The 22923-nt window shown below is 59.5% G+C and carries 21 protein-coding genes; 12 read left to right on the top strand and 9 right to left on the bottom strand.

The genetic code is table 11. From position 1 onward, the window contains the following. Window positions 1-196: 196 nt before the first annotated feature. Window positions 197-1489 carry a glycoside hydrolase family 18 protein gene (locus tag IG168_RS00375; RefSeq protein WP_226876371.1) on the top strand — a complete coding sequence of 431 codons (1293 nt, stop codon included), beginning with the start codon at window positions 197-199 and terminating at the stop codon, window positions 1487-1489. A gap of 39 nt (window positions 1490-1528) precedes the next feature. Here IG168_RS00375 and IG168_RS00370 read toward each other — a convergent pair whose 3' ends face one another. Then, entirely contained in the window at window positions 1529-2431 is a 903-nt protein-coding gene (locus IG168_RS00370) for a LysR substrate-binding domain-containing protein (RefSeq protein WP_193161147.1), read from the bottom strand. Between the two features lie 436 nt (window positions 2432-2867). On the opposite strand from IG168_RS00370, the gene IG168_RS00365 reads away from it, so the two are divergent. After that, window positions 2868-4082 carry an MFS transporter gene (locus IG168_RS00365; protein WP_193161146.1) on the top strand — a complete coding sequence of 405 codons (1215 nt, stop codon included), beginning with the start codon at window positions 2868-2870 and terminating at the stop codon, window positions 4080-4082. 343 nt (window positions 4083-4425) lie between these two features. Next, entirely contained in the window at window positions 4426-6213 is a 1788-nt protein-coding gene (locus IG168_RS00360; RefSeq protein ID WP_193161145.1) for a sensor domain-containing diguanylate cyclase, read from the top strand. A 13-nt stretch (window positions 6214-6226) separates the two neighbouring features. Here IG168_RS00360 and IG168_RS00355 read toward each other — a convergent pair whose 3' ends face one another. The 3 genes from IG168_RS00355 to IG168_RS00345 form a co-directional block, all read right to left on the bottom strand. Further along, on the bottom strand, window positions 6227-7981 hold the full coding sequence (locus IG168_RS00355; protein WP_193161144.1) for a sugar phosphorylase: 1755 nt from the start codon (window positions 7979-7981) through the stop codon (window positions 6227-6229). A gap of 9 nt (window positions 7982-7990) precedes the next feature. Next, on the bottom strand, window positions 7991-9214 hold the full coding sequence (locus IG168_RS00350) for a glycosyltransferase family protein (protein WP_193161143.1): 1224 nt from the start codon (window positions 9212-9214) through the stop codon (window positions 7991-7993). 88 nt (window positions 9215-9302) lie between these two features. Then, window positions 9303-10145 (bottom strand): HAD-IIB family hydrolase, encoded by an 843-nt coding sequence (locus IG168_RS00345; RefSeq protein ID WP_193161142.1) that lies wholly within the window; start codon window positions 10143-10145, stop codon window positions 9303-9305. A gap of 291 nt (window positions 10146-10436) precedes the next feature. Between IG168_RS00345 and IG168_RS00340 the strand changes: the two genes are divergently transcribed. Then, window positions 10437-10766 (top strand): DUF3175 domain-containing protein, encoded by a 330-nt coding sequence (locus IG168_RS00340; RefSeq protein ID WP_193161141.1) that lies wholly within the window; start codon window positions 10437-10439, stop codon window positions 10764-10766. A gap of 16 nt (window positions 10767-10782) precedes the next feature. On the opposite strand, the gene IG168_RS00335 is transcribed toward IG168_RS00340, so the two are convergent. The 5 genes from IG168_RS00335 to arsC form a co-directional block, all read right to left on the bottom strand. Then, window positions 10783-11493: an RT0821/Lpp0805 family surface protein gene (locus IG168_RS00335; protein ID WP_193161140.1), complete on the bottom strand. Its 711-nt coding sequence runs from the start codon at window positions 11491-11493 to the stop codon at window positions 10783-10785. A gap of 287 nt (window positions 11494-11780) precedes the next feature. Then, the gene (sppA, locus tag IG168_RS00330; RefSeq protein WP_193161139.1) at window positions 11781-13646 is read right to left on the bottom strand and encodes a signal peptide peptidase SppA; all 1866 of its coding nucleotides are present in this window, start codon (window positions 13644-13646) and stop codon (window positions 11781-11783) included. A 120-nt stretch (window positions 13647-13766) separates the two neighbouring features. Next, on the bottom strand, window positions 13767-14114 hold the full coding sequence (locus IG168_RS00325; protein WP_193161138.1) for a DUF2069 domain-containing protein: 348 nt from the start codon (window positions 14112-14114) through the stop codon (window positions 13767-13769). Then, on the bottom strand, window positions 14111-14731 hold the full coding sequence (gene wrbA / locus IG168_RS00320; RefSeq protein ID WP_193161137.1) for an NAD(P)H:quinone oxidoreductase: 621 nt from the start codon (window positions 14729-14731) through the stop codon (window positions 14111-14113). The genes IG168_RS00325 and wrbA overlap by 4 nt, the downstream gene beginning before the upstream one ends. Beyond that, entirely contained in the window at window positions 14731-15075 is a 345-nt protein-coding gene (arsC, locus tag IG168_RS00315; protein WP_193161136.1) for an arsenate reductase (glutaredoxin), read from the bottom strand. The genes wrbA and arsC overlap by 1 nt, the downstream gene beginning before the upstream one ends. A 210-nt stretch (window positions 15076-15285) precedes the next feature. On the opposite strand from arsC, the gene IG168_RS00310 reads away from it, so the two are divergent. The 8 genes from IG168_RS00310 (at window position 15286) to IG168_RS00275 (ending at window position 22895) form a co-directional block, all read left to right on the top strand. Further along, window positions 15286-16680 carry a YihY family inner membrane protein gene (locus IG168_RS00310; protein WP_193161135.1) on the top strand — a complete coding sequence of 465 codons (1395 nt, stop codon included), beginning with the start codon at window positions 15286-15288 and terminating at the stop codon, window positions 16678-16680. Beyond that, on the top strand, window positions 16637-17074 hold the full coding sequence (locus IG168_RS00305) for a TlpA family protein disulfide reductase (protein ID WP_193161134.1): 438 nt from the start codon (window positions 16637-16639) through the stop codon (window positions 17072-17074). The genes IG168_RS00310 and IG168_RS00305 overlap by 44 nt, the downstream gene beginning before the upstream one ends. A 433-nt stretch (window positions 17075-17507) precedes the next feature. Continuing rightward, window positions 17508-18071: a glycine zipper 2TM domain-containing protein gene (locus tag IG168_RS00300; RefSeq protein WP_193161133.1), complete on the top strand. Its 564-nt coding sequence runs from the start codon at window positions 17508-17510 to the stop codon at window positions 18069-18071. A 50-nt stretch (window positions 18072-18121) separates the two neighbouring features. Next, window positions 18122-18439, top strand: a complete 318-nt coding sequence (locus IG168_RS00295; RefSeq protein WP_193161132.1) for a PepSY domain-containing protein — start codon at window positions 18122-18124, stop codon at window positions 18437-18439. A 75-nt stretch (window positions 18440-18514) separates the two neighbouring features. Then, window positions 18515-19189 carry a response regulator transcription factor gene (locus IG168_RS00290; protein WP_193161131.1) on the top strand — a complete coding sequence of 225 codons (675 nt, stop codon included), beginning with the start codon at window positions 18515-18517 and terminating at the stop codon, window positions 19187-19189. A 21-nt stretch (window positions 19190-19210) separates the two neighbouring features. Next, the gene (locus IG168_RS00285) at window positions 19211-20557 is read left to right on the top strand and encodes an ATP-binding protein (protein WP_193161130.1); all 1347 of its coding nucleotides are present in this window, start codon (window positions 19211-19213) and stop codon (window positions 20555-20557) included. 81 nt (window positions 20558-20638) lie between these two features. Then, window positions 20639-21226: a hypothetical protein gene (locus IG168_RS00280; RefSeq protein WP_193161129.1), complete on the top strand. Its 588-nt coding sequence runs from the start codon at window positions 20639-20641 to the stop codon at window positions 21224-21226. Between the two features lie 301 nt (window positions 21227-21527). Further along, window positions 21528-22895, top strand: coding sequence for a cytochrome C (locus tag IG168_RS00275; RefSeq protein WP_193161128.1), 1368 nt, complete (start codon window positions 21528-21530; stop codon window positions 22893-22895). Window positions 22896-22923 lie beyond the last annotated feature (28 nt).

Genomic DNA, 22923 nt, shown 5'->3' with positions numbered 1-22923 from the left:
ATAGTTTTGATAGCGCTGTCATTTGATGCCAATGGCTTTGGGCAGTGCGTTTTACCCATGATTTAGGCGTACCTGTGATTTGGTTGTACTCGTGATGTAAAGGGAGCGGGCGAATCGCCAGCGATATCGATTTCCCGCAGAGCAGAGTGCGGCCGGGGCTCTGGCCGCGCAGTTCGCAATCTAAAAGGATAATAAAATGCTGAGAAAATTAACCGGGGTACTCGTTTCCCTTTTGGCCGCTCTGTGGGCGGCGCAGGGGGTTGCCTACGACTGCAGTGGCCTGCAGGAGTGGGATCGACATGTTTCCTATCAGGCGGGCGATCAGGTGCAGTACAGCGCGGTCGCCTATGAAGCCGCTGCCGCAACCAGCACCAAGGACCAGCCGCAGAAAGGCGATCCGTGGATATCTCTGGGCAGTTGCGACAGCAGTTCCTCTTCCAGTTCCGGCGGAGGTTCTTCGTCGTCTTCCTCCAGCTCGAGCAGCAGCGGCGGATCGTCTTCCGGTGGCAGCGGCGCGCCCATGTCGATTTACGGCGTCTGGCACTGCGGCAACCATTTCTGCGACTGGAGCCAGCCCCGCGATACCGCGGCGGGTGCCGAATTCGATCAGGCGAACCACTGGATTATCGACCGCGGCGACGGCACGCCGTCGGTCAACCTGGTGATTCTGAGTTTCCTCGAGCCACTGCACCTGCTTAACGGCACCACGGATGAGAACTTCCTCAACGGTGTGCCGCGCGGGATGACCGTGGATGCCGTGAATTATTTCAAGGCCCACGGGATTCGGGTCATGGTGTCGATGGGCGGCGTAACCTATACCGATGCCTGGGACGAGGCGCTCGTCACCGATCCGCAGGGACTCGCGATGCGCGCTCACCAGACGGTACTGGATCTTGGGCTCGACGGGTTTGAGATCGACTGGGAAAACGGCACGCCGGACGCCAGCCAGCTGGCGGGCATCGAAACCTTTATCGCCACCTACCGCGGCCTGAGCGGCGGCGGGATTCTGACGATGGATCTGGCAGTGGGTAACCGCTACCTGCAGGAGCTGAGCCGGCGTGCATCCGCCGACTGGTTGCCGAATGGTAAGCTGGATTACATCAATGCGATGGTGCCGCGCGGCGAGCCGTCGACTGACCAGTGGCAGGAACATGTCGATGGCAAGTTCAATTACAACCCGCCGATCCTGCCCAAGGCGCCGGCCAAGGTCGCGGTGAGCATGTGGCTGACCGATGGCAACCAGCCACAGGAAAACTGCGTGGATTTTGCCAGTTCCACCCAGCTGACCAAGGCCGATTTCGTGCAGAATATTGCCCCGAATGGCGCCGGCAGCAGTAACGGTTTCCTCGGCTATATGTTCTGGGCCGCCGAGTGCCCGTCGACGCGCAATGTCTGCACTATGCCGCCCAACAGTTGCGAGGGTGGGATGGGAGTAGGGGCGTCGTATTTTGATATCCCGATACCCATCGGCACGCTGCGGCAGGACTGATATTCGTGAGATTGCCGGGCGGCCGTCACCGGTCGCCCGTCAGCCTGGTTCGCCGGCGTGTTGCACCAGTTCAAACAGCCAGTCTTCGAATACCCGGATTCGTTGCGCCCGCGCGGAAGCGGCGTCGTATAAGACGCTATAGCGGATACCCCTCTCGATGCGGTAAGGGAAGGGCTTAACCAGGGTGCCTGCGGCGATCAATTGTTTGGACAGGGTCAGCGAGCCAAGAAACAGTCCGTGCCCTGACATCACTGCGCTGAGGGCCACATCCAGGTTACTGACCTGCAGCCATTTCAACTCTTCCGGTGGGAAATCCAGGCCCGCCAGCGCCATCCACGCCTGCCAGTCGCGGCCGCGCTTATAGTCGGCGTCCACCAACCAGCAGTCGCGCAGATTGCGCGGATCGGACAGATCCACATGTTCCAGTAGCTGTGGCGAACACAGGGCCACCAGTGGGTCTTCAAACAGTACCCTTTGGTGCAGATCCGAAGGCTCGGTAAAGCCAAAGCGGATGGCGATATCCATCTCCCCGTGCTGCAGGTCTTCCAGCCCGCTGGATGCCACTACCCGCACGTTGATATCGGGATGCCGACGCCGGAACTGCCACAGGTTCGGCATCAACAACATGGTGGCCAGAGACTGGGTGGTGGTGATGTTCAGGGTGCCGGCCAGCGGTTCTGCCTGTATCTGGTGCACACCGTCGACGATGGCGCGAAATCCCTTGCTCAGCTGGGCGGCCAACTGCCGGCCCTTGCCAGTAGGCACCATTTTGCGCCCCTCGCGAATAAACAGTTTGACCCCGAGTACGCGCTCCATCTGCCGCACCTGCTGGCTGACTGCGGCCTGGGAAACATGTAGTTCTTCTGCGGCGCGGGTGTAGCTGCAGTGCCGTGCGGCGGCTTCGACGCAGCGCAGGGCATTGAGGTGGGCGAGTTCTTTCACTATAAGTTTTACTTATATTTTTGTTAACAATAAGTCGTTCGTTTTCGCTTTGCGCCGGCGGCAGAATAGCTCCCGTAAACCAAACGTAAAGGAGCAACACGGATGTCGGTCACTATCGATGCTACCAGTAAGAACTGTGTGAATACAGTGTTGGAGTCTTGTGGTGAGGTACGGCCTGATGCTTGCGGAGCGGGCCGCGGCGATCGCCTGGTGCGTCTGCTAGGTCATATGGCGCGCTTGCTTGAGCTGGAGGCAAAATCACAGTTTAAATAATCTCAGGTTATCAATATGGCCCGCTGAACTTGGCCCAGTGCCGACGGCGGGCGTATTTTTGCTGCCGATTCGCGCTAAAATGCCGCGGCTTTCCCGCTGGCTCAGTTCCCGCTGAATATTGAGCTATAGCGTTGATTAACCCGCCATTGCGAAGAAGTTGTCGATGATGCACTCCCAGACCTGGCGCCGCGCCGAAATCATGTTGTTGTTACTGGCCGCAGCCATGCCGCTGTCGTTTGGAGTCTGGCAGGCGCTGCTGAACAACTTCGTTATCGAGCGGGCATCCTTTACCGGTGCGGATATCGGCCTGTTACAGAGTGTCAGGGAGATTCCCGGTTTTCTCGCCTTCACAGTCATTTTTGTACTGCTGCTGGTGCGCGAGCAGCGGCTGGCATTTCTGTCGCTGATTGCCACCGGTGTGGGCGTGGCGATCACCGGTTGGTTCCCGAGCACGGCGGGACTGCTGCTGACCACGCTACTGATGTCCACCGGTTTTCACTACTTCGAATCGCTGAGGACTTCACTGGCGCTGCAGTGGCTGCCGAAGGAGACTTCGGCCATCTGGATGGGGCGGATGCTCGCCGCCGGTTCGCTGGCGTCCCTGGCGGCTTACGGTCTCGTATGGCTCACATCCGATACGCTGCACTGGGATTACTCCTGGATCTACCTGCTGGGCGGCGGTTTCACCGTGGCCATCGTCAGTGCCATCTGGCTGCTGTTCCCGACCTTCCCGCAGCCCCACAGTCAGCACAAGAAGATCATCCTGCGCAAACGCTACTGGCTCTATTACACGCTGACTTTTATGGGGGGTGCCCGGCGGCAGATCTTCGTGGTGTTTGCCGGATTCCTGATGGTGGAAAAATTCGGCTACAGCGTGGCCGAAATTGCGCAGCTGTTTATTCTCAATCATCTGCTGAACCTGTTTGTCGCACCGCGGGTGGGCCGCCTGATCGTGCGCTTCGGCGAGCGGACCGCGTTGTCCGTGGAATATATCGGCCTGGCAGTCGTGTTCGCCGGCTATGCGCTGGTGGAAAACGCGACGGCGGCGGCCGCGCTCTATGTGGTGGATCACCTGTTCTTTTCCATGGCCATTGCGATCAAGTCCTACTTCCAGAAGATCGTCGACGACCGGGATATCGCCGCCTCGTCGGCAGTGAGCTTTACCATCAACCATATTGCAGCGGTGGTGATACCGGTGCTGTTCGGGCTGCTGTGGTTGGTGTCGCCTGCGGCAGTATTCTGGAGCGGTGTGGCGATGGCGGTCGTTTCCCTGGTGCTGGCGCAGAATATTCCCGGATTGCCGAGTGCGGGCAACGAGGTGCGCTGGGGCAGGGTACCGAAAGGAGAGACTGTGCCAGCGGAAAAGTTGTCGCTCTGATCGCTGCCCGCTTAGGCGGCGCTGGCGGAAAAATAGCCGTTCCTTTTTCTCTCTGCCTATATGGCCCAAACGGGCTATAGATTGGCTCAGCCTTTTTGCTTATAAGATTGACCAACGGGGCGTGTCTTACGACTGCGTAGAATTTGACGCCACAAGATAACCGGCGTTGCTTTCACTGGTTAAACTTACGTGATGAGTGCACGGTGACTCTCCTATATATGCGCCGCTGGCTAGCGGAAACCGCCGGCTTTAGCCTGTAACCTGCCGTGAAGCCACTCCGGGTCCAGTCAGAGCGCTGACGCGATCCCGCTAATAACAAGGTTTGTGCTAGAGGCGAACCGACTTGACCGATTCTTTTGCGAGAGTATTTCGCACTACTTCCCCTCGGGCTTCGGCCGGCTCTCTTCACAAACTCTGGTGGCGGCTGTTCGCTGCGTTACTCTTCGTGATCTGCGCCGAGGCGCCGCGGGCGGACAGCACCGCGGAGGGGGTGTTGGTGCTCTCGAGCGAGCATGAAGCTCCCCTGGGCGAGCGCGCCAGTTTCCTGATTGACTCCACTGCGCGCCTGACCCTGGCCCAGGCCAGGAATAAGCTGGTCGAGGGCGAATATTCGCCGGCTCGCAGCGCGGTGCCCGCCTTTGGTATCGGCTCGGCGCCGGTGTGGTTCCACTTGAAGGTGCGGAATCCGGGCACGGAGCCCCGTTCTTTGCAGCTGGTCATTGGCAAGACCTGGCTCGATTACGTGGATGTCTACCAGTTGCAGAATGGTGATCTGCGACATCGCTGGCAAACCGGTGACGGCATGAGCGCTAATCCGCGACCGGTGCCAGGTATCGGCTTTGTCCTGCCGGTGAACTTCGCTCCGGGCGACAGCGAACTGTTCCTGCGGGCGCAGACGGATGAGCCTCTGGTACTGTCGGTGTCCCTGTTGTCCGATACCCGGTTGGGCGCAATGGAGCGATGGGCGCATTACCATGACGGGCTGCTGTACGGCTTCCTGCTGGCGTTCATTCTTTACAATGCCATGCTGTATTTCGGCTTGCGCGACCGCAGCCACCTTTATTATTCCCTCTACCTGTTCAGTTACATTGTTCTCAACCTGACTTACAACGGCCACCTGGGTGCCTGGCTATGGCCGGATCACCCCGGCATTCAGCGCTATGCGATTATGGTGTGCATGGTGCTGTTCAGTTGCGCGGGTTTCCTGTTTGCCCGGCGCTTCCTGCACTTGGACCTGCATGCCCCGCGGGCGCAGCAGTGGGTAACCTGGGGGTCGATTGCCGCGCTTGTCCTGATGGCGATCGCGGTTGTTACCGAGAATCAGTATTTCGCCGCGCAGATAGCGTTCAATGCCGTGGCATTATTTACCATCGGCATGGTGGGGCTGGGCTGCCTGACTGTCAGCCACGGTGAGCGCGCGGGGACTTATTTTCTGGGGGCGGCACTGTGCAGTATGGTCGGGGTTGCCATTACCCTGTTTTCGGTCTGGGGCTTCTTGCCGATGAACCAGTGGACCTTCCGCGGCGCGGAATTCGGTCTGGTTCTTGAAGCCACGCTGTTTTCACTGGCGCTGGCCAGCCGGGTGCGGATGCAGGAGCAGGCGCGTCGCAATGCCGAATTGCTGTCCCGTACCGATACCCTGACCGGATTGACCAACCGGCGGGCTTTCTGCACCGATGCGGCGGGTATCTGGAGTACCGCGCTGCGCTATGGGCGACCACTCAGCGTCATTCTGCTGGATATCGATCACTTCAAAAAAATCAACGATCGCCACGGCCACCACGTGGGCGACTGTATTCTGGTGCGAGTGGCACAGCTGTTATCGGAGAATTGTCGCGAGGGAGACCTGGTGTCGCGCTGGGGCGGTGAGGAATTTGTATTGCTGTTGCCGGAAACCGAACTGGCCCGGGCATGCGTTCTGGCAGAGCGCATTCGCCATAGCATCGCGCAGAACCATATCGGGCTCGGGCGCAAAGAAATCGCACTTTCGGTGAGCCTCGGGGTAGCCCAGCGAAGTGGACAGTTCACTCTGGAAGATCTGATCTGCGAGGCGGACCGCTGGATGTACCGGGCCAAAAACGAGGGGCGCAACCGGGTTTGCGCCGCCATTCCACTGGAGGCCGTGATTTAGTCCGGGGGCGCCATTACCAGCGGTTGGTGATCCACAGGGTCTGATAGGGAGCCAGGGTTACCGACGACATCATGTCTTCAAAATACTGATCGCTGATCAGATCCTTCCACTTGTCGGTGCCAATCAGGTTGATGCTGGATAGCAATACTGTCTGGGGCTCGTCGGAAATATTGTTGAGACAGAAAATGCTCTGGCGGCGGTCAATACTCTGACGCCAGAACGCAAAAATCTGGTCGCCGAGGTGCAGCGTGAACTGGGTGGCGTTGGGGTGGAAAGCCGGTTGATCCCGGCGTATCTGGATCAGGTGGCGCAACTGGTAGAAAACCTGGTGGTGGTGGCTCTGTGGATCCGCCAGTTTTTTATTCAGTTCCGCTTCGTGCCACTGGTGCCGGTTGATGGCGCGGTTGTGGCCGTGCTCCTCCATTCGCTGGTAGTCGTTGGTCGTGCCTACCAGGCTGTGCAGATAGAATCCGGGGATGCCCTCCAGGGCCAGCATGATCGCGTGGGCACAGATAAACCGCTGCAGTTGCCAGCTGTCTTCGCCGGCGGTGGTTCCCTTCAGTGCATCGAACAGCGAAATATTGATTTCGTAGGGTTTCTTGTTGCCGTCGTCGAGGGCGCGCCAGGAAATCCGCCCGCCGAAATTCTCCATGGTCTGGACCAGTGCCTGCTGCTCCTCGTCGCTCAGCAGGCCCTCTGCCGGCCGCAGGCCGATACCATCGTGGGAAGCGATGAAGTTGAAATAGGTGGTGCCGTTCTGTGCCGGTGGCATGCTCATCAGCCAGTTTTTCAGGTGCCGGCAATCGCCACTGATCAGGCTGTTGACGAGCAGCGGCGGTAGCGAAAAATTGTAGATGCAATGGGCTTCATTGGCATTGCCGAAATAGGACAGGTTTTCCCGGTTGGGGATGTTGGTTTCGGTAATGATCACTGCATTGGGGTTCGCATGTTCAATCAGTGTGCGCAACAGCCGCACTATCTCGTGGGTCTCCTCCAGGTTGATACAGCTGGTGCCGATGCGTTTCCACAAAAATGCCACCGCATCCAGGCGGAATATGCGCACACCCATATCCAGGTAGAGGCGGATGATATCCACCATTTCCACCAGTACCTGAGGATTGCGAAAATTGAGGTCGATCTGGTCGTGGCCGAAGGTGCACCAGACACACTTGGTGGCTTCACCATTGGATACGGCGCGCAATAGCGGCGTCGTCCTGGGGCGGACCACACCGCTCAGGTTTTCATTGGGATCGACTGTAAAGAAGTAGTCACTGCCCGGCGACTTTCCATCCTGGAAATTCACAAACCACTGGTGTTCGGACGAGCAGTGATTGATGACCAGGTCGGCCATCAGGTGAAAATCGGTACTGATGCGCAGTACATCGTTCCAGTCTCCGACACTGGCGTTCACCTGCTTGTAATCGACTACGGCAAAACCGTCGTCACTGGAGTAGGGGAAAAACGGCAGTATATGCACGCTGTTGATCAGCATGGTGAAGTGGGTTTTGAGGAACCGATGCAGGGACTTCAGCGGGTGTTGGTCGGCGCTGAGAATGGTATGGGCGTAGGTGATCACCACCATGTCGGTCTGGTCCCACAGATTTTTGTGGGCCAGCGGTGTCTGGCAGTCTTCATCCAGGCGCATGACCTGCATCAGCCGGTCTGCGATGTCTCCACCGTCCCTGTCCGGGTAGATGACGGCGAGGTGGTCGCAGAGCTTTTGCCGGACGACTTTCTGTATCGGTAGTTCCTCGGTCACTTGGCTCATAGCGGTTCCCTAACTGCTGTATTCTTCGAAGTCAGCCTCTACCGCCGCTTTCAGTTCGTGCAGGAATCCCGGCGCGGCACTGGTGATACGGCTCCAGCTGGGAATGAATGGCGTTTCCATCGGATTGTCGAGGAAGGCCTGGCCGGCTTTCATCAGGTTGCGGGCAAACAGTTCCACAGTCTGTTCCTCGCGATGAATATCGAAATCCAGTCCGTTCATGATCGCATCGTTGCGGTAGGTCTCGACAAAATCCAGTGCGATGCGGAAATAGGTGGCCTTGATACTGCGGAAAATCTCCGTAGAGAATACCGTACCCTGAGTGGCCAGTTTGCGAAACAGCGACTTGGCAATATCGATGGACATTTTTGACAGGCCGGTTTGGTCGCTTTTAAAAGATACCGCCTGGTGCTTGTGGTCGTAGCAGTGCGCAATGTCCACCTGACACAGGTGGTTGGTGGAATAATTGCGGTACATTTCTGAGAGCACACCGATTTCCAGCCCCCAGTCACTGGGTATATGCAGGTCATTAATGACGTCCCGGCGGAAGGAAAACTCGCCGGCGAGCGCGTAGCGGAAACTGTCCATGTAGGTCAGGTAATCGTTATCGCCGTAGATTTTTTTCAGGGTCCGGATCAACGGCGTCACCAGGAGCCGGCAGACGCGGCCGTTGATTTTTCCAGAGGCGACGCGGGAGTAAAACCCTTTGCAGAATTCGTAACTGAAGCTGGGATTGGCAATCGGGTAAAAGAGCCGCGCCAGCATGGAGCGGTCGTAGGTGACGATATCGCAATCGTGCAGGGCCACTGCCTCACCTCTGCCTGACGCCAGTATGTAGCCCAGGCAGTACCAGACATTGCGCCCCTTGCCCGGTTCCAGCGGCGCCAGTCCGCGTTCCTGCAGCCTGGCGTCGAGTTCGCGCAGTCGCGGCCCGTCGTTCCACAGTACGCGGACATGCTGGGGCAGTTGATTGAACTGCGCGAGGGCGTCGCGGTATTGCGATTCATCGGCGCGGTCCAGGCCGATTACAATTTCCGAAAGATAGGGCACCTGGGCGAGCTCTTTGAGGATATTGGGTAGCGCTTCGCCTTCCAGTTCCGAGTAGAGTGATGGCAGTAGCAGCGACATGGGCCGCTGCTGGGAAAACTCCAGCAGTTCCCGCTCCATTTCCTCCAGCGGGCGATTGGACAGGTTGTGCAGGGTAGTGATTGAGCCGTTCTGAAAAAAATCCGTCACTGGTTACTCCCGTGGGCTGTTGCCAATTAAATTGAGTCCGCGTCTTCTCTCGCTGCTCTGGTCCTTTAATGTCGTTTCGCCGCTGAAGCTAGTCGCTTGGGAAAAGCGGTTGTATGACTTCTTTCCAACCAGCTGGCCCGAATTCGGTGCTTTTAAGAACCCGGCGTTGCGGCGTCGCCGCGATCTCCGGTGGCGCCCGGTCCGGTGCGCGCACTATCACCGCGATATCGGCGACTTCCAGCATATCCAGGTCGTTGGCACTGTCGCCGGCGGCAATCAGGCGGTATTCAATCCCGCGGTCGCGGCGGTAGCATTCCAGCAGCGTGCGGGTGGCCGCGCCCTTGTCAGTGGGGCCGAGCAGGTGCAGGAAACGCCCGCCCTGCAGTGTTTTCAGGCCGGCGTCTGCCGCGCGCCGACAGAAGGCCTCTCGCTCCTCGTCACTGCCGCGCCACAGCAGCGGTTCCGAATAACTGCGTTGCTGTGCGCTCTGCGCCTGCGCGGCGGAAAGGCCGGTGGCCGCCACAATGTCGTCGGTGGAAGCAGTGGCAAAACTCAGATAGGGCGCGCCGAATTGCTGTGCGTCGCCGCGAAGATAGTCGAGCAGCCTGTCGCGGGTGAATCCGGGCTCGATCACCCAGTGACCATCGGATTCCCTGGCATTTACCGGCTTTTCGGCAAAGTAGCCGGCGGGAATAAATATCGCGGAGCCATTTTCACTGATGAACGGGTGGTGGTTGTGCAGTTCGCGGCGGAGTTCGCGGATCTCCGCGCTGGTCTTGCTGGTATTCAGGATCACCGGCACCCGTTGCAGCTCCAGCTGGCGCAGCAGGCTGTCCACCGGCGCGTGTGAGTAGTCGTAGTGATCGAGCAGGGTACCGTCCAGGTCGCTGACGATCAGCCACTGGCTGTCGAGGGCATTATTCTGTGTCATTTATTCCGCTAATTCGCGATGCATAAATTATCTGATCCAAAAATAGTGCCAGCCACGGATTATGGGACATGAAGGTGCTTTAGGCGGGGCCGTTTGGCGCGCAATTATTTGAGTGGCGCGATGCGGGCGTGTATTCGATGGTTTATTGCATTGTTTTGGAGCATCGCTCGCCGCGCATGATTTTGCGTGCACGATTGTGGTGCAACCGGTCGTTGATTCCCTGCGGGGACGATAAAATTTGGGCTGGATTCTGTATGCGGAAGAAGTCCGCCGAGGGTGGTGGAGCGGTCAATGGCGGTGAAAGAAAGCGGGCGTCGGCGCTCCCCAGTAGCGAAGCGGGGCCGCTGGTCGCGGCAGGTAACCGAGCACAGCGATGCGCTGGATCTGGAGCCGGGCGTATTTACGCTGAGAGATCCGCGTGCAATTGCCCGTTCGCTTAAGCGTTCCGCGGAGCGCAGTGAGCGGCGCAAGTCCGATCCCTTTCGCTCGGCGATGTCGATGCTGACGTTTTATATCAACCGCGCTGGCAGCAAGCTGCCAAATGCGCAGCGCCAACGACTGGAGGCGGCCAAAGAAGAGCTGCGCAAGTTGTTTGAAAGGCCGCCGAAACGGCGGCCCTGAAGATTACCCTACTGGACTAGAGTCGGACCCAGGTGCCGTCGGACTGCCGACAGGCAGCGCCCTGGGTGGTCTGCGGATTCTGACCGGCCTGGACCTCGGCGGTGAAACTGCGGCAGTAGCGGTCCCCGCGCATTTCGACAGGGCCGGGGGTGACTGCGTACTGTGCGTTGCCCTGGTCGTTCTGCCAGGTAATCCGCTGGCCCTCCGGGGCAAATTCCAGAGCCTGGGCCACACAGGCCTGATTGCGGGCATCCATCTTGCGGCCAATTTCACCGCCGATCAGCACGCCGGCAATGGCACCGCCGATGGTAGCGGCCGTCTTACCCCTGCCGCCGCCAATCTGGTGGCCGAGCACACCGCCGATCAGGCCGCCGAGTACACTGCCGACTTTGTCGCTGCTGCAACGGGTGGCCGTTGTGGGCTGCGGGGCAGGGCGCCATTCCGGCTGGTAGACGGGTTCCGGCTGGCGCTGGTCGAACCAGGGTGGCAGTACCACGACCCTGACCTGCTGGCGGGGGGCCTGGCAGTGGCGCTCTTCCACATAGTCGCCGTTGTGCTTCCACTTGCGCTCCACCCGGCAGTTGCCATCCCAGTACTCTTCCCGGGCTTCGTAGTGCTTCTTGTGGTGGTGTTTTTTCCAGCCGCGACCTTCGGGCGGATCCGCATGGGTTAGGGCGGCCAGGCCACAGCCGATCAGGGTGGCAGCAATAATTTGGACTGTCTTCACAGTGACCTCGCTGTTGTATGCCCGCGCCGCGGTGCGCGGGCGGCAGGTGAATTGGGCGATACCACCGGTATCAGGATGGCGCGATGGTATCACTTTGTCGGTGGAGACAACGCCGCCGAGTGGCAAGTTGAGAGGGCGGTCACTCTTTCCGGGTGAGCGCGGTCGTAGTAATGCGGATCCTACAGAGAGGTGCTGCCGTTGAGGGAAGCGTGAAATCCGGCGGCAAACGCGCCAGATTCACCGGCTGGAGCAGGTGGGTGTGGCCCGCTCCGGCCGGCGTTGGGGGCTCAGGGAGCCCGGCACATCAGGCAGCGCACGTAGAGCGCGCGGGGGTCGCGGTAGCTCTGCAGGTCGCTGAGCGGCGCGAGGGCTGGCTCCAGCGTGTTGAGCCAGGCGGCCAGGGGCAGGTTGGCTTTGACACTGCTGGCAATGCGGGCGTCGACATTGTCCGTCAGGGCGCGCAGAAATTTCTCCATGGGGGACAGGGGCCGCTTGATTTCCTCGACCTGGTAGTCTTCCAGGTTGGCCAGCTGGGCGGCGCCCTCGATGGCATCATTCAGGTTGCCCAGTTCGTCTACCAGGCCCAGCTGCTGGGCCGCGCGGCCGGTCCAGACCTGGCCCTGGGCGATCTTGTTGACCTCTTCAGGGGTGCTGCCGCGGGCTTCGGCGACGATGCGCAGGAAGCGCGCATAGGTATTCTCGACCCCCTGTTGCAGCACGCTGGCGGCGGCTTCCGGCAGTGCGCGATCCAGGCGCATGGAGGCGGCCAGCTCCGAAGTGCCGACACCATCGTTGTAGATGCCCACGGCTTCCATCGAGTCTTCGAAAGTAGGGAAGGCGCCGAACACGCCGATGGATCCGGTAATGGTGGACGGAGAAGCCCAGATGCGATCGCCGGCGGTGGCGATCCAGTAGCCACCGGAAGCGGTGACACTGCCCATGGAAATTACCACGGGGATTCCGGCGTCGCGGGTGGCGAGCAACTCCTGGCGAATGGCTTCCGATGCAAAGGCGGAGCCGCCGCCACTGTCGATACGCAGCACCAGCGCGTGGACTTTTTTCTCGCGGGCGTCGGCGATCAGGTCACCCAGTGACTTGCTGCCGATCTGCCCCGCCGGAGCCTCGCCGTCGATGATGGCGCCGCTGGCGGTAATCAGGCCGATTTTGCCGGACTTGCTACCGGGGCGGGGGATATGGGTGAGTTTCTGGTTGCGCAGATAGGCCAGGGCATCGATCGACTTGTAAGTCTTGTTATCGTCGCTGGCACCGATGGATTTTTTCAAATCGTCAATGACGCCGATACGGCTGGCGAGCTGATCCACGAGCTTGCTGGAAAGTGCAGCCTCTGCCCAGCTACCGTTGTTGTCCTTCAGGTTTTGCGGCAGCTCTTCAATGAATTCATCGATGGCCTCCGGCGGCAGGTTGCGCAGCGCAGTAACCTGTTCCGTGTACTCGCCCCAGAGCTCATTGATCCAGCGCTGGTTGTTTTCACGTGAGGCCGGGGACATGTCATCGCGGACGTAGGGTTCGATATAGTCCTTGTAATCACCCACACGGAACACGTGGAAATTCACTTTCAGTTTGTCCAGTGCGCTCTTGTAATAATTGCGGTAAGCGCCGAAGCCTTTCAACAGTACCGAACCCATCGGGTTCAGGTAGACCTTGTCGGCGTAGCTGGCGAGGAAGTACTGGGCCTGGGTGAAATTATCGCCGACGGCGTAGATTGGTTTGTCAGCCGCCTTGAAACGCTGCAGGGCCGCACCGACTTCCTCCAGCTTGCTGAGGTTGGCGCCCACCATATAGTCCAGTTCCAGCACCACGGATGAAATGCGTTTGTCCTTGGCGGCCTCGTCGATAGACTCCACCAGGTCCTTGACCCGGGTCTCTACCGGACCGGAAGCGCCGGTGAGAAAAGCGGGCAGGCCATCTGGAGCGGACAACTGGTCCACCAGCATACCGGTCGGCGCCACCCGCAGCGCGGCCCCCTGGGGAACTACCAGGCGATCTTCCTTGCCAAAAATGAGGGCGCCGATAAACAGCAGAACCAGTAGAAACAGCAGGTTGGTGAATACCCGCCGTAGCCAGGTGATACTGGCCCCGATGGCGCCAAAAAAGTGGCGGATAAATCCCTTGTGATGGGTGGATTCAGTCAAACCTCAACACTCCTTAACGCTAACGGCTTACGGGGCCTATGGGCGCGTGGTTTTGCAATGGGGAACCGGCGGCTGACATCTCTTTGGGGGCCGCCCGAACCGGCTATCTCGCGGCAATGATTACTGCATGCGCTGCCAGCGGCTGGTCATCATCGACGAGAAAAACAGCGTAAGGCTTAACACCAATAATACGCCATGCTGCCAGCCGCGGCTGGGCATCATCACATCGACAATACTGGCGGTGATGTAGATCAGCAGGATGAAACACAGCCACAGGTAGCTGCGATAGTGGCTTTTCAGCAGCCCGGGCAGAACCAGTAGCAGGGGCAGGGTCTGCACGATCCAGAGTTTGATCGAGCCGTTGGGCAGAAACAGATTCCACACTACGAACAGTAGTAGTAGCCCCAGGTAACAGATCCAGTTCAGTGGGCGGGCGATACGCAGTTTGGATTCGACACTGGTGCTCACTGGTGCTCCTCCGGTTTGGCGGAAAGTTGCTGCGCCAGGGTGCCGACGCGGGCGCCGAGGGCGCGGCAGAGAATCTGTTCGTCTTCGCTCAGTTCTGCGCCGTTTGCGCCAGCCCAGTGAGAGGCGCCATAGGGCGTACCGCCACTTTTGGTGTGCATCAGGGACGCTTCCGAATAGGGAATTCCGGCGATCAGCATGCCATGGTGTAGCAGCGGCAGCATCATGGAAATCAGTGTGCTCTCCTGTCCGCCGTGCAGGCTGCCGGTAGAGGTGAATACCCCGGCGGGCTTGCCCGCCAGGCTGCCATCCAGCCACATGTCGCCAGTCTGGTCGAGAAAGTGGCGCAGTGGTGCGGCCATGTTGCCGAAGCGGGTCGGGCTGCCCAGTAGCAGGCCGGCGCAGTTGCGCAGATCGTCTGCGGTGCAGTAAGGCGCGCCGGCATCGGGTACCGGCGGCAGGCTGGCTTCGGTGTCGGGAGAAACCGTCGGCACGGTGCGCAAGCGCGCGGCAATGCCGGAGGATTCCACGCCTCGGGCCAGCTCCGCGGCCATTCCGGCGGTGGCGCCGGAACGGCTGTAATAGAGAATCAGGACATAGCTTTCGGGAGCCCCGGGCATCAGAGCAGCTCCAGCACGTTTTCCGGTGGCCGGCCCAGTACGGCGCGGTCCCCTTTGACGACGATTGGTCGCTGGATCAATTTCGGGTGCTGCACCATGGCGTCGATTAACTGCGCATCGCTAAGCCCGGGATCCTTGAGTTCCAGTTCCTTGTAGGCGTCTTCCCCGGTGCGTAGCAGGTCGCGCGCGCCGATACCGAGTTTCTGCAGCAGTTCACCCAGGCTTTTTGACGACGGCGGTGTCTCGAGGTAGAGCACGACTTCCGGCTCGATGCCATTATCCTGCAGCAATTGCAGCGTTTGACGAGATTTTGAACAGCGGGGATTGTGGTAAATCGTCCACATTGCAGCGGTATCCTGTTATGGTTTGGCGTATTCTAGGGCCTGTTGAGACTAAATTCGAGGCCCCGTCCTTGCGGGCTGCGGCGATCAAAGCCGGTCCCCAGACCCTGAGAACAAACTTTTGAGATTCATGCGCAGAGGCATTAACGGCTGCGGCATGAAACATCGGCCGGCCCCGACTCGGCAAGCGCACAACAACAAGACGGAATCACCATGACGGAACTGGTGCATCGCTGGCGTCGCTTTTTCACTTCCCTGTGGACGCTATTTAACGAAAAGAACTGTCGCCAGAGTGCGGCTGCACTCACCTACATGACGCTGTTTGCAATAGTGCCACTGGTAACGGTGAGCTATGCGATGCTGTCCTTATTCCCCGACTTTGCCGGACTTGAGAGCAAGTTGCAGGAACAGATCTTTGCCCATTTCGTACCCGAGAGCGGTCGCGAAGTGCAGGAATATATCAGCAACTTTTCTTCCCAGGCGCAGCGTCTCACCGGCGCGGGTATCGGTATCCTGCTGGTGACGGCGGGATTGATGTTGCGCAATATCGAAGTCACCTTCAATGCGATCTGGGATATCCCGCGCGGGCGCCGCGGTGTTTCCAGTTTCCTGCTGTACTGGGCGATTCTCAGCCTCGGCCCCATTCTGCTCGGCGCCGGCCTTGCGGCCTCCACCTACCTGTTTTCGCAGAGGATGTTTTTGCCGGAAAGTGACGGCCTCGGTGTGGTGGCGATCCTGTTGCGCGCCCTGCCATGGATATTCTCGGCCATCGCTTTCACCCTGCTGTTTATTGCCGTGCCCAACTGTCGCGTGCCCCTGCGTCACGGCCTCGTCGGCGGCGCGATCACGGCCTGCGCCTTCGAGGTGGCAAAGCAGCTGTTCGGGGCGATTGTCGCGCGCAGTTCGGTCAAGGCTGTGTACGGTGCATTTGCCTTTGTGCCGCTGTTTTTGATGTGGATCTACCTGATGTGGATGATTGTGCTGGCCGGCTGCGTGCTGGTGCGCACTCTGTCCGCCTATCACGCGGCCACCCACGGGCGAAAATATTCCGATGTCGTGGCGACACTGATCCTGTTGTGGGAGTTTTTCCGCAAGTATCAAAACGGTCAGGCTGTGCGCGAGCAGGACATTTCCCGCGCGGGAATCAAGCCGGCGCAGTGGCGGCGCATCCGCCAGGTATTGCAGGATCAGAAAATCATTACGCAGACGGAGCGCAACGACTACGTGTTGCAGCGGGACCTGGATTCCATCTCGCTGATGGAGCTGGTGCACTGGCTGAACCCGGCCCCAATACCCGCATACGGCCACCAGGCATTGCACGATCAGCCCTGGTATGAAGAAGTCGAGCGGCGCTTTGTCGATACGGAAACATTTTCGCAGGAAAAGCTGCAGCTGGATCTGGGGGAACTGTTTCGCGGGGCCATGGAAAAAGAGACAGCTGCGACAGAGGAAAAAGCCCCGGTGAAAAGCAGTGCGTCCGAAAAAGGCGGCAAGAGCAAAAGTAAGCGGGGGAGAAGCAAAAGTGAATCTGAGAGCAGTAAAGCCAAGTCAGATGTCGATGGGAATGGCAGCCTTTCTGTGGTTGGCCGTCGCAATAAGCGGGTGTGAGCAGGGCGGCGATGGACTGACCGGGATCGATGGCCAGCGGATCGATACCGAGGGCAAGGTACTGCTGGTGAATTACTGGGCCGAGTGGTGCAAGCCCTGCCGCAAGGAAATACCGGAGCTCAATCACTTCGACAGCGCCAACGACAATGTGCGGGTGATCGGCATCAATTTCGATCAACTGCCCGCAGAAAAAACCGCGACTCAGGCTCAGAAGATGGATATTCGCTTCCCGATACTCGCGGAGGAGCCGGCTGCGCGCTGGAATCAGCCGCGACCGACGGTGCTGCCCACTACCTTTGTCATCGATCGCGATGGGAAGTGGCGCAAGACACTGGTAGGTCCGCAGACGGAAGCCAGTCTCGAAGCCGAGATCGAGGCATTGAAGGCACCCTGAAGCCGGCGCGCAGATAGGACAGTTTGTACTCATCGCCCCGATCTGGATCATAAAGCTGGTACGTCTGGTGATGGCGCTGACGCGGCACTGTCTCGGCGCCGAACCCAAACCACCGGGGCTTAGCGGAAAGGCATTATTGCTGACCAACTGATCCGTCCCGACCGCCACCGATGGCACACCGACACAGCATCTCGACCGCAAGGTCAAGCGCAATAACAATAGGTTGGATCGCCGTGGCGATCGGCTGCAAAGCTGACAGCGGCGGTGTCTGCGGGACCAGTGGCGGTAACAGGCACCCGAACAGCGTGAACGCCTGCACCGCGTCAGGAAAGAGGCGCGAAGGGCTGCTGACGGCAATGGCGGGGCCAGTTCAGGTTTGATTCAGACCCGCTGCCTTAAAGTGCTCCCATCGATGATCAACGGGAGATCGATCATGCAACTCTACAAACAACTTCTCGCCGGGCTCCTGGTAGCCGGACTGGTGGGTTTCAGCGCCTGGGCCAGTGCCGGCGACAGCGGCTATTACCCTGCATACGAGACCGGTGACGGCTACGATTTCGCCCGGGTCACCTCGGTCACGCCGGTATACAACGACGTGCAGGTACGCACGCCGCGCACCCAGTGCTGGGACCAGCAGGTAGCATACCAGCAGCCGCGCTCGCCCGCCGGGGCCCTGATCGGTGGCCTGATCGGCGCGGCCATTGGTAACAAGGCCGGTGGTCACGGCCATCACTACCGCCGCCACAGCCGCGGTGCCTCCACTGTGGCGGGTGCGGCAGTCGGCGCGATGATCGGCAACGAGATCAGCCGTGCGAACGCGCCCACGCAGTACGCCACAGAACAGCGCTGCCAGGTAGTGGATGAATTCACTACCCGCCGGGAGCTGGTCGGTTACGATGTGCGCTATCGCTATAATGGCCGCGAGTATTTGACTCGCACCGAACAGCATCCCGGCGATAGAATCCGGGTTCGCGTCGAAGTTTCGCCCGCTCTGTAGTGGGCCTCGGCCCAGATGGATCGAATATCGTGAACCTGAGGAGTTTCATTGTGACATTGCGCCGCCTCGCATTCCGGCCCCACCTCCTTGTTATTGCCTGGCTGCTCTGCCTGGGTGCCTCGCCGCTGCAGGCCCGCGCCGCCTTCGAGCACCGTGGCTGGCAACCCGAAATCCTGCGGGTTCAGCAGCGGGAAATATCCCGCGATGAAGCGGCGGCCCGGGTGAAAAAGCGCTTCGGGGGCAAGATTCTGGCAATCTCCGAGGTGCAGCGGAAAGGCCGAAGCATGTACCGGGTCAAGGGTCTTTCGGATAAAAGCCAGGTCTACGTGGTCTATGTGGACAAGCGCACCGGTCGTATCTCCCGCTAGGGGGTCGCGGTGTCGGGCCGGCAACCTTTTTGAAGCCCGGCCAGTATCAAACTTTGAATCGCAGGGGGGAGTCGCATGCGCGCTCTACTGGTAGAGGATGAAGAACTGTTGCGCCAACAACTGGCGCTGTCGCTGCGCGACGCCGGCTACACGGTGGACGAGGCCCCGGATGGTGAAGAGGCCCTCTATCTCGGCCGCGAGTTTCCCTACGATGTGGCGGTGATGGACCTGGGGCTGCCGAAATTGGACGGCATCGAAGTAATCCGCACCCTGCGCGGTGAAGACAAGCACTTTCCCATTCTGATCCTCACGGCTCGCGGACACTGGCAGGAGCGGGTTGGCGGCCTCGAGGCCGGCGGCGACGACTACCTGGTAAAACCCTTCCATACCGAGGAACTGTTGGCGCGGTTGAATGCACTGGTGCGTCGTTCCGCGGGATTCTCGTCGCCGACCATCAAGGCCGGCCCCATGGTGCTGGATACCAGTGCGCAGCGGGTGACCGTCGCCGACAGTGAACTGGAACTGACGTCGTTCGAGTACAAGGTGTTGGAATACCTGATGCTGCACCCGGATGAAGTGGTTTCCAAAACGGCACTGACCGAGCATATCTACGAGCAGGACTGCGACCGGGACAGCAACGTCATCGAGGTATTTATCGGCCGGCTGCGCAAGAAGATTGACGCGGCGGCGGCACTGAAGCCAATCGAGACACTGCGCGGCCGCGGCTATCGCTTTGTTGCCCCCGAATAACTGCTGACGGTCGCACCTCCCTTGTTTTCCTCGTGGTTCAGATCCCTCAAAGGACGCCTGTCCCTGGTCACCAGCCTGGTGCTGGTGGCCTTTCTGGTATTGTTTTCCGGTGTGCTTGAGCACGCCTTCCGCACGTCGCTGCACGCGGCCAAAGAGCGCGAACTGCAGTTGCACATTTTCACGTTGCTGGCCGTGGCAGAACCGGGCGACGACAGCCTGCAGTTTCCGCCGGTGCTGCCGGAACAGCGCTTCAACCAGCCGGACTCCGGCCTGATCGGCGCCGTCACCGATAGTCGCGGACGGGTTATCTGGCGTTCCGGGTCGGCGCTGGCGATCTCCCAGTTGCCGTCCCACCCGCTGCCCCAGGGACACAAGGTTTTCTCCGAGGTCAGCCTGCCTGGGCAGGAAGACCGCTATCTGAGTTTCCGCCAGGGCGTTGCCTGGGGGCTCGATAATGAAGAGCAGTACACCTTCATGGTGCTGGAAGATGCGGCGCCACTGAGGGCGCAGGTAGAGCAATTCCGTTCGACGCTGTGGCGCTGGCTGGGTATCGGGGCGCTGATGCTGGTGCTGGCACAGTGGCTGGTGCTGCGCTGGGGCCTGGCGCCACTGGCTTCTGTGGCGCGCTCACTGAAGAAAATGCAGCAGGGCGGCAGCGACAAGTTGCAGGGAGATTTTCCGCGGGAACTGAAGCCACTCACCGACAACCTGAATCTGCTGATTGAAAATGAGCGCCGCCAGCGAGAGAAAACCCGGCACACGCTGGCGGACCTGGCGCACAGCCTGAAAACGCCACTGGCAGTGTTGAAGGGGCTCAATTTCTCCCGGGACTCCCGCGTGGCCTACGAGAACCTGATCGAGCAGGTGCAACGTATGGACAGCATCATCAGCTACCAGCTGCAGCGGGCTGTCACCAGTTCACCGAAATCGATTCTGCGCGGCGTGCCAGTCGCGCCGCTGGCGCGAAAAATTCTCGATGCGCTGGAAAAGGTGTATCGCGACAAGCCCGCAGATGTTCTGCTGGAATGTGCCGAAGACACGCTGTTTTATGGCGACGAAGGCGACCTGATGGAATTGCTCGGCAACCTGCTCGACAACGGCTACAAGTACGGTGGCGGCGAATTGCAGGTCAGAATTCGCAACGGCGAAAATGAGCGCAAGCTGGACATATCCGTGGCCGACAACGGTCCGGGTATCGACGCCGACCAGTGGCGGCAGGTAACCCAGCGCGGCGTGCGCGCAGATGAGCAACAGGTAGGGCAGGGCATAGGCCTGGCGGTGGTGCTGGATATCGTCGAGAGTTACGGCGGCGAGATCAACGTATCCCCGTCGCCCCTCGGTGGTGCTGAGATCAGCGTCACGATTTAGCGCGACCTCCCCTGGGCTCACCTTGAATTGCAAGTGGTAGCTTGTACTATCAAGAGGCTGCATTTCCACAGGGAGGTCGAAATGAGCCTGAAAAACCTGCTGGCGTCGGCCCTTCTGGTCGCGCTTTCCTACCCCGCCGTATCCGGTCAGCTTCTCAACCCCGCTGATATGGACGAGCTGACAAGCGAGCTGGCTTCAGACCCGGATGCCAAGCGCACCTTTCAACTCGAATTCAAGCAGAGCGTGACTGCGTCTGAAATCAGTGCGCTGCTAAAGCAGTATGATCTGAAAGCGCTGCGGGTTTCCGGCACCTATCAGTATGACGGCAGAGAGCACACCATCGGTATCTCTGACCTGGTGTCTTACCAGGGTAGTTTTGTGGAGCAGACCGCCTATCAACTGCACCGTATCAACCTTATCGACCGGCGCTCGAGCAGGAAAAGGCACCACCGGGGCCTGCTGTTTGATCCGACCCTGAATCCGGAACGGGCCAGTAACGGCAATACAGAAATCAAGTGGCACAAGCTCGTTGTGATGGGTAGTTACACTTCGATCAATCGCCTGGTGGGAGATCCCACGCCGATATCGCTTATCTTCACCCATGAAAATAAGGCGCCACTTTACGAGGCGGTAAAAGGTCGGCCGATCCCGGACTACCGCGCGCTCTGAGTGATCTCTGGATATTTCGCCACGACGCACTAACGATGTGACTGCTGCGGCGGACGCTCCCTCGTAAAGCTGTCGAGTTTGGCGGCAAGCGCTGGCGCGGCCGGCAAAGTCCTTCCAGACTCATTTTTCAGATCCCCATTGCAGCCACTGCCGTACGCGCCCTGTATTGCCACGGCATCTATTAGCTTCCCGTTTCCAGTCTCCGGCGGCGATGAGATTCTGTCCGCTAGCCCTCAGGCCCGTCGCCCCGTTCCGTGGAGCGCCAGCTTGTTTCAGTGAGTCCCACGGAAGGGGAATGCCAATGCCAAAGGCCCTAAGTCCAATTCACGTGTTGCTGCTGTTTTGCGTCAGCGGCGTGCTCTGTCTGCCAAACGCCAGCTACGCGGTGCCCAGCTTCTACCGGCAGACCGGCATAGCCTGTCACGCCTGTCACACAACCTATCCCCAGCTCAGCGAACTCGGGCGGGACTTTAAATTGAAGGGGTACACGCTCAGTACCGGGCAGAGCAAAATGCCACCGCTGGCGATGATGCTGCAGCCATCCTTCACTCACACTGCCGAGGGGCAGCCGGGCGGCGCCGGTCCGGGCTTCGATGACAATGACAACTTCGCCCTGACTCAGGGAAGCGTGTTTTATGCGGGAAGACTCTTCGGCCCTTTAGCGGATAAATCCGCTGCACTCGGCAAATTTGGCGTATTTATCCAGTCCACTTACGACGGAGTCGAAAAAGCCTGGTCCTGGGATAATGCCGAGTTCCGATTTGCCGACAGTGCCAGCACGGAAAAGCACAAGTTCGACTACGGTTTGTACCTGAATAACAGCCCTACAATGCAGGACTTGTGGAACACCACCCCGGTCTGGAGTTTTCCCTATTCCGGTTCGGGGCTCGCGCCGACGCCAGATGCGGAGACCCTGTTGGGCGGCGCGCTGGCCCAGCAGGTCGCCGGTTTCGGAGGCTACTTATGGCTGGATGACTCCGTGTATCTCGACCTCGGTGGCTACGACAGCCTCTCGGCCAGGGTGCAGTCGGATTTGGGCGTGGATCCGGAGGGGGAAGCGCAGATCGATAATCCGGCGCCCTACTGGCGGCTGGCTAAAGAACTGTCCCGGGGTGATCACCGCCTCGAAATCGGGACCTTTGGCTTATCCGCCAACACCTTTCCCGAGCGCGATTCCAGCGCCGGTACCGATCACTATTTGGATATCGGCCTGGATTTCGAATACCAGTACGCCAAGGACCGCCACGACGTGACCGTGATGTTCAGCGGCCTGCGTGAGCGGCAAGAGTGGGACGCAAGTCAGGAGCTCGGGCTCGCTGAAAACTCAACGGGTGCCCTGTGGAACCTGGCCGCCACGGGTTCCTATTTTTTTGACAAAACCTATGGTGCCACGCTGCAGTATTTCCGCATCGGTGGCGATACCGACACGCTGCTCTATGCCGATAATCGCACCGGTTCTCCGGATAGTTTCGGCTGGATACTGCAGCTCGACTATATGCCCCTAAACAAAAAGGGGGGGCCTAAATTCTGGCCTGGAAGCAATGTGAAATTTTCCCTGCAGTACACGCGCTACAACAAGTTTGATGGTGCGAGCAGGAACTACGACGGCAGCGGACGCGACGCCAATGACAACGACACTGTCTACGTGGAGGCCTGGGTGGCGTTCTGAATCGACATCGCTGCGCACGCCGGTGGTT

The sequence above is a fragment of the Microbulbifer hainanensis genome, assembly GCF_014904735.1.
GTDB lineage: Bacteria > Pseudomonadota > Gammaproteobacteria > Pseudomonadales > Cellvibrionaceae > Microbulbifer > Microbulbifer hainanensis.
This window is presented reverse-complemented; position numbering and strand designations above follow the sequence as displayed.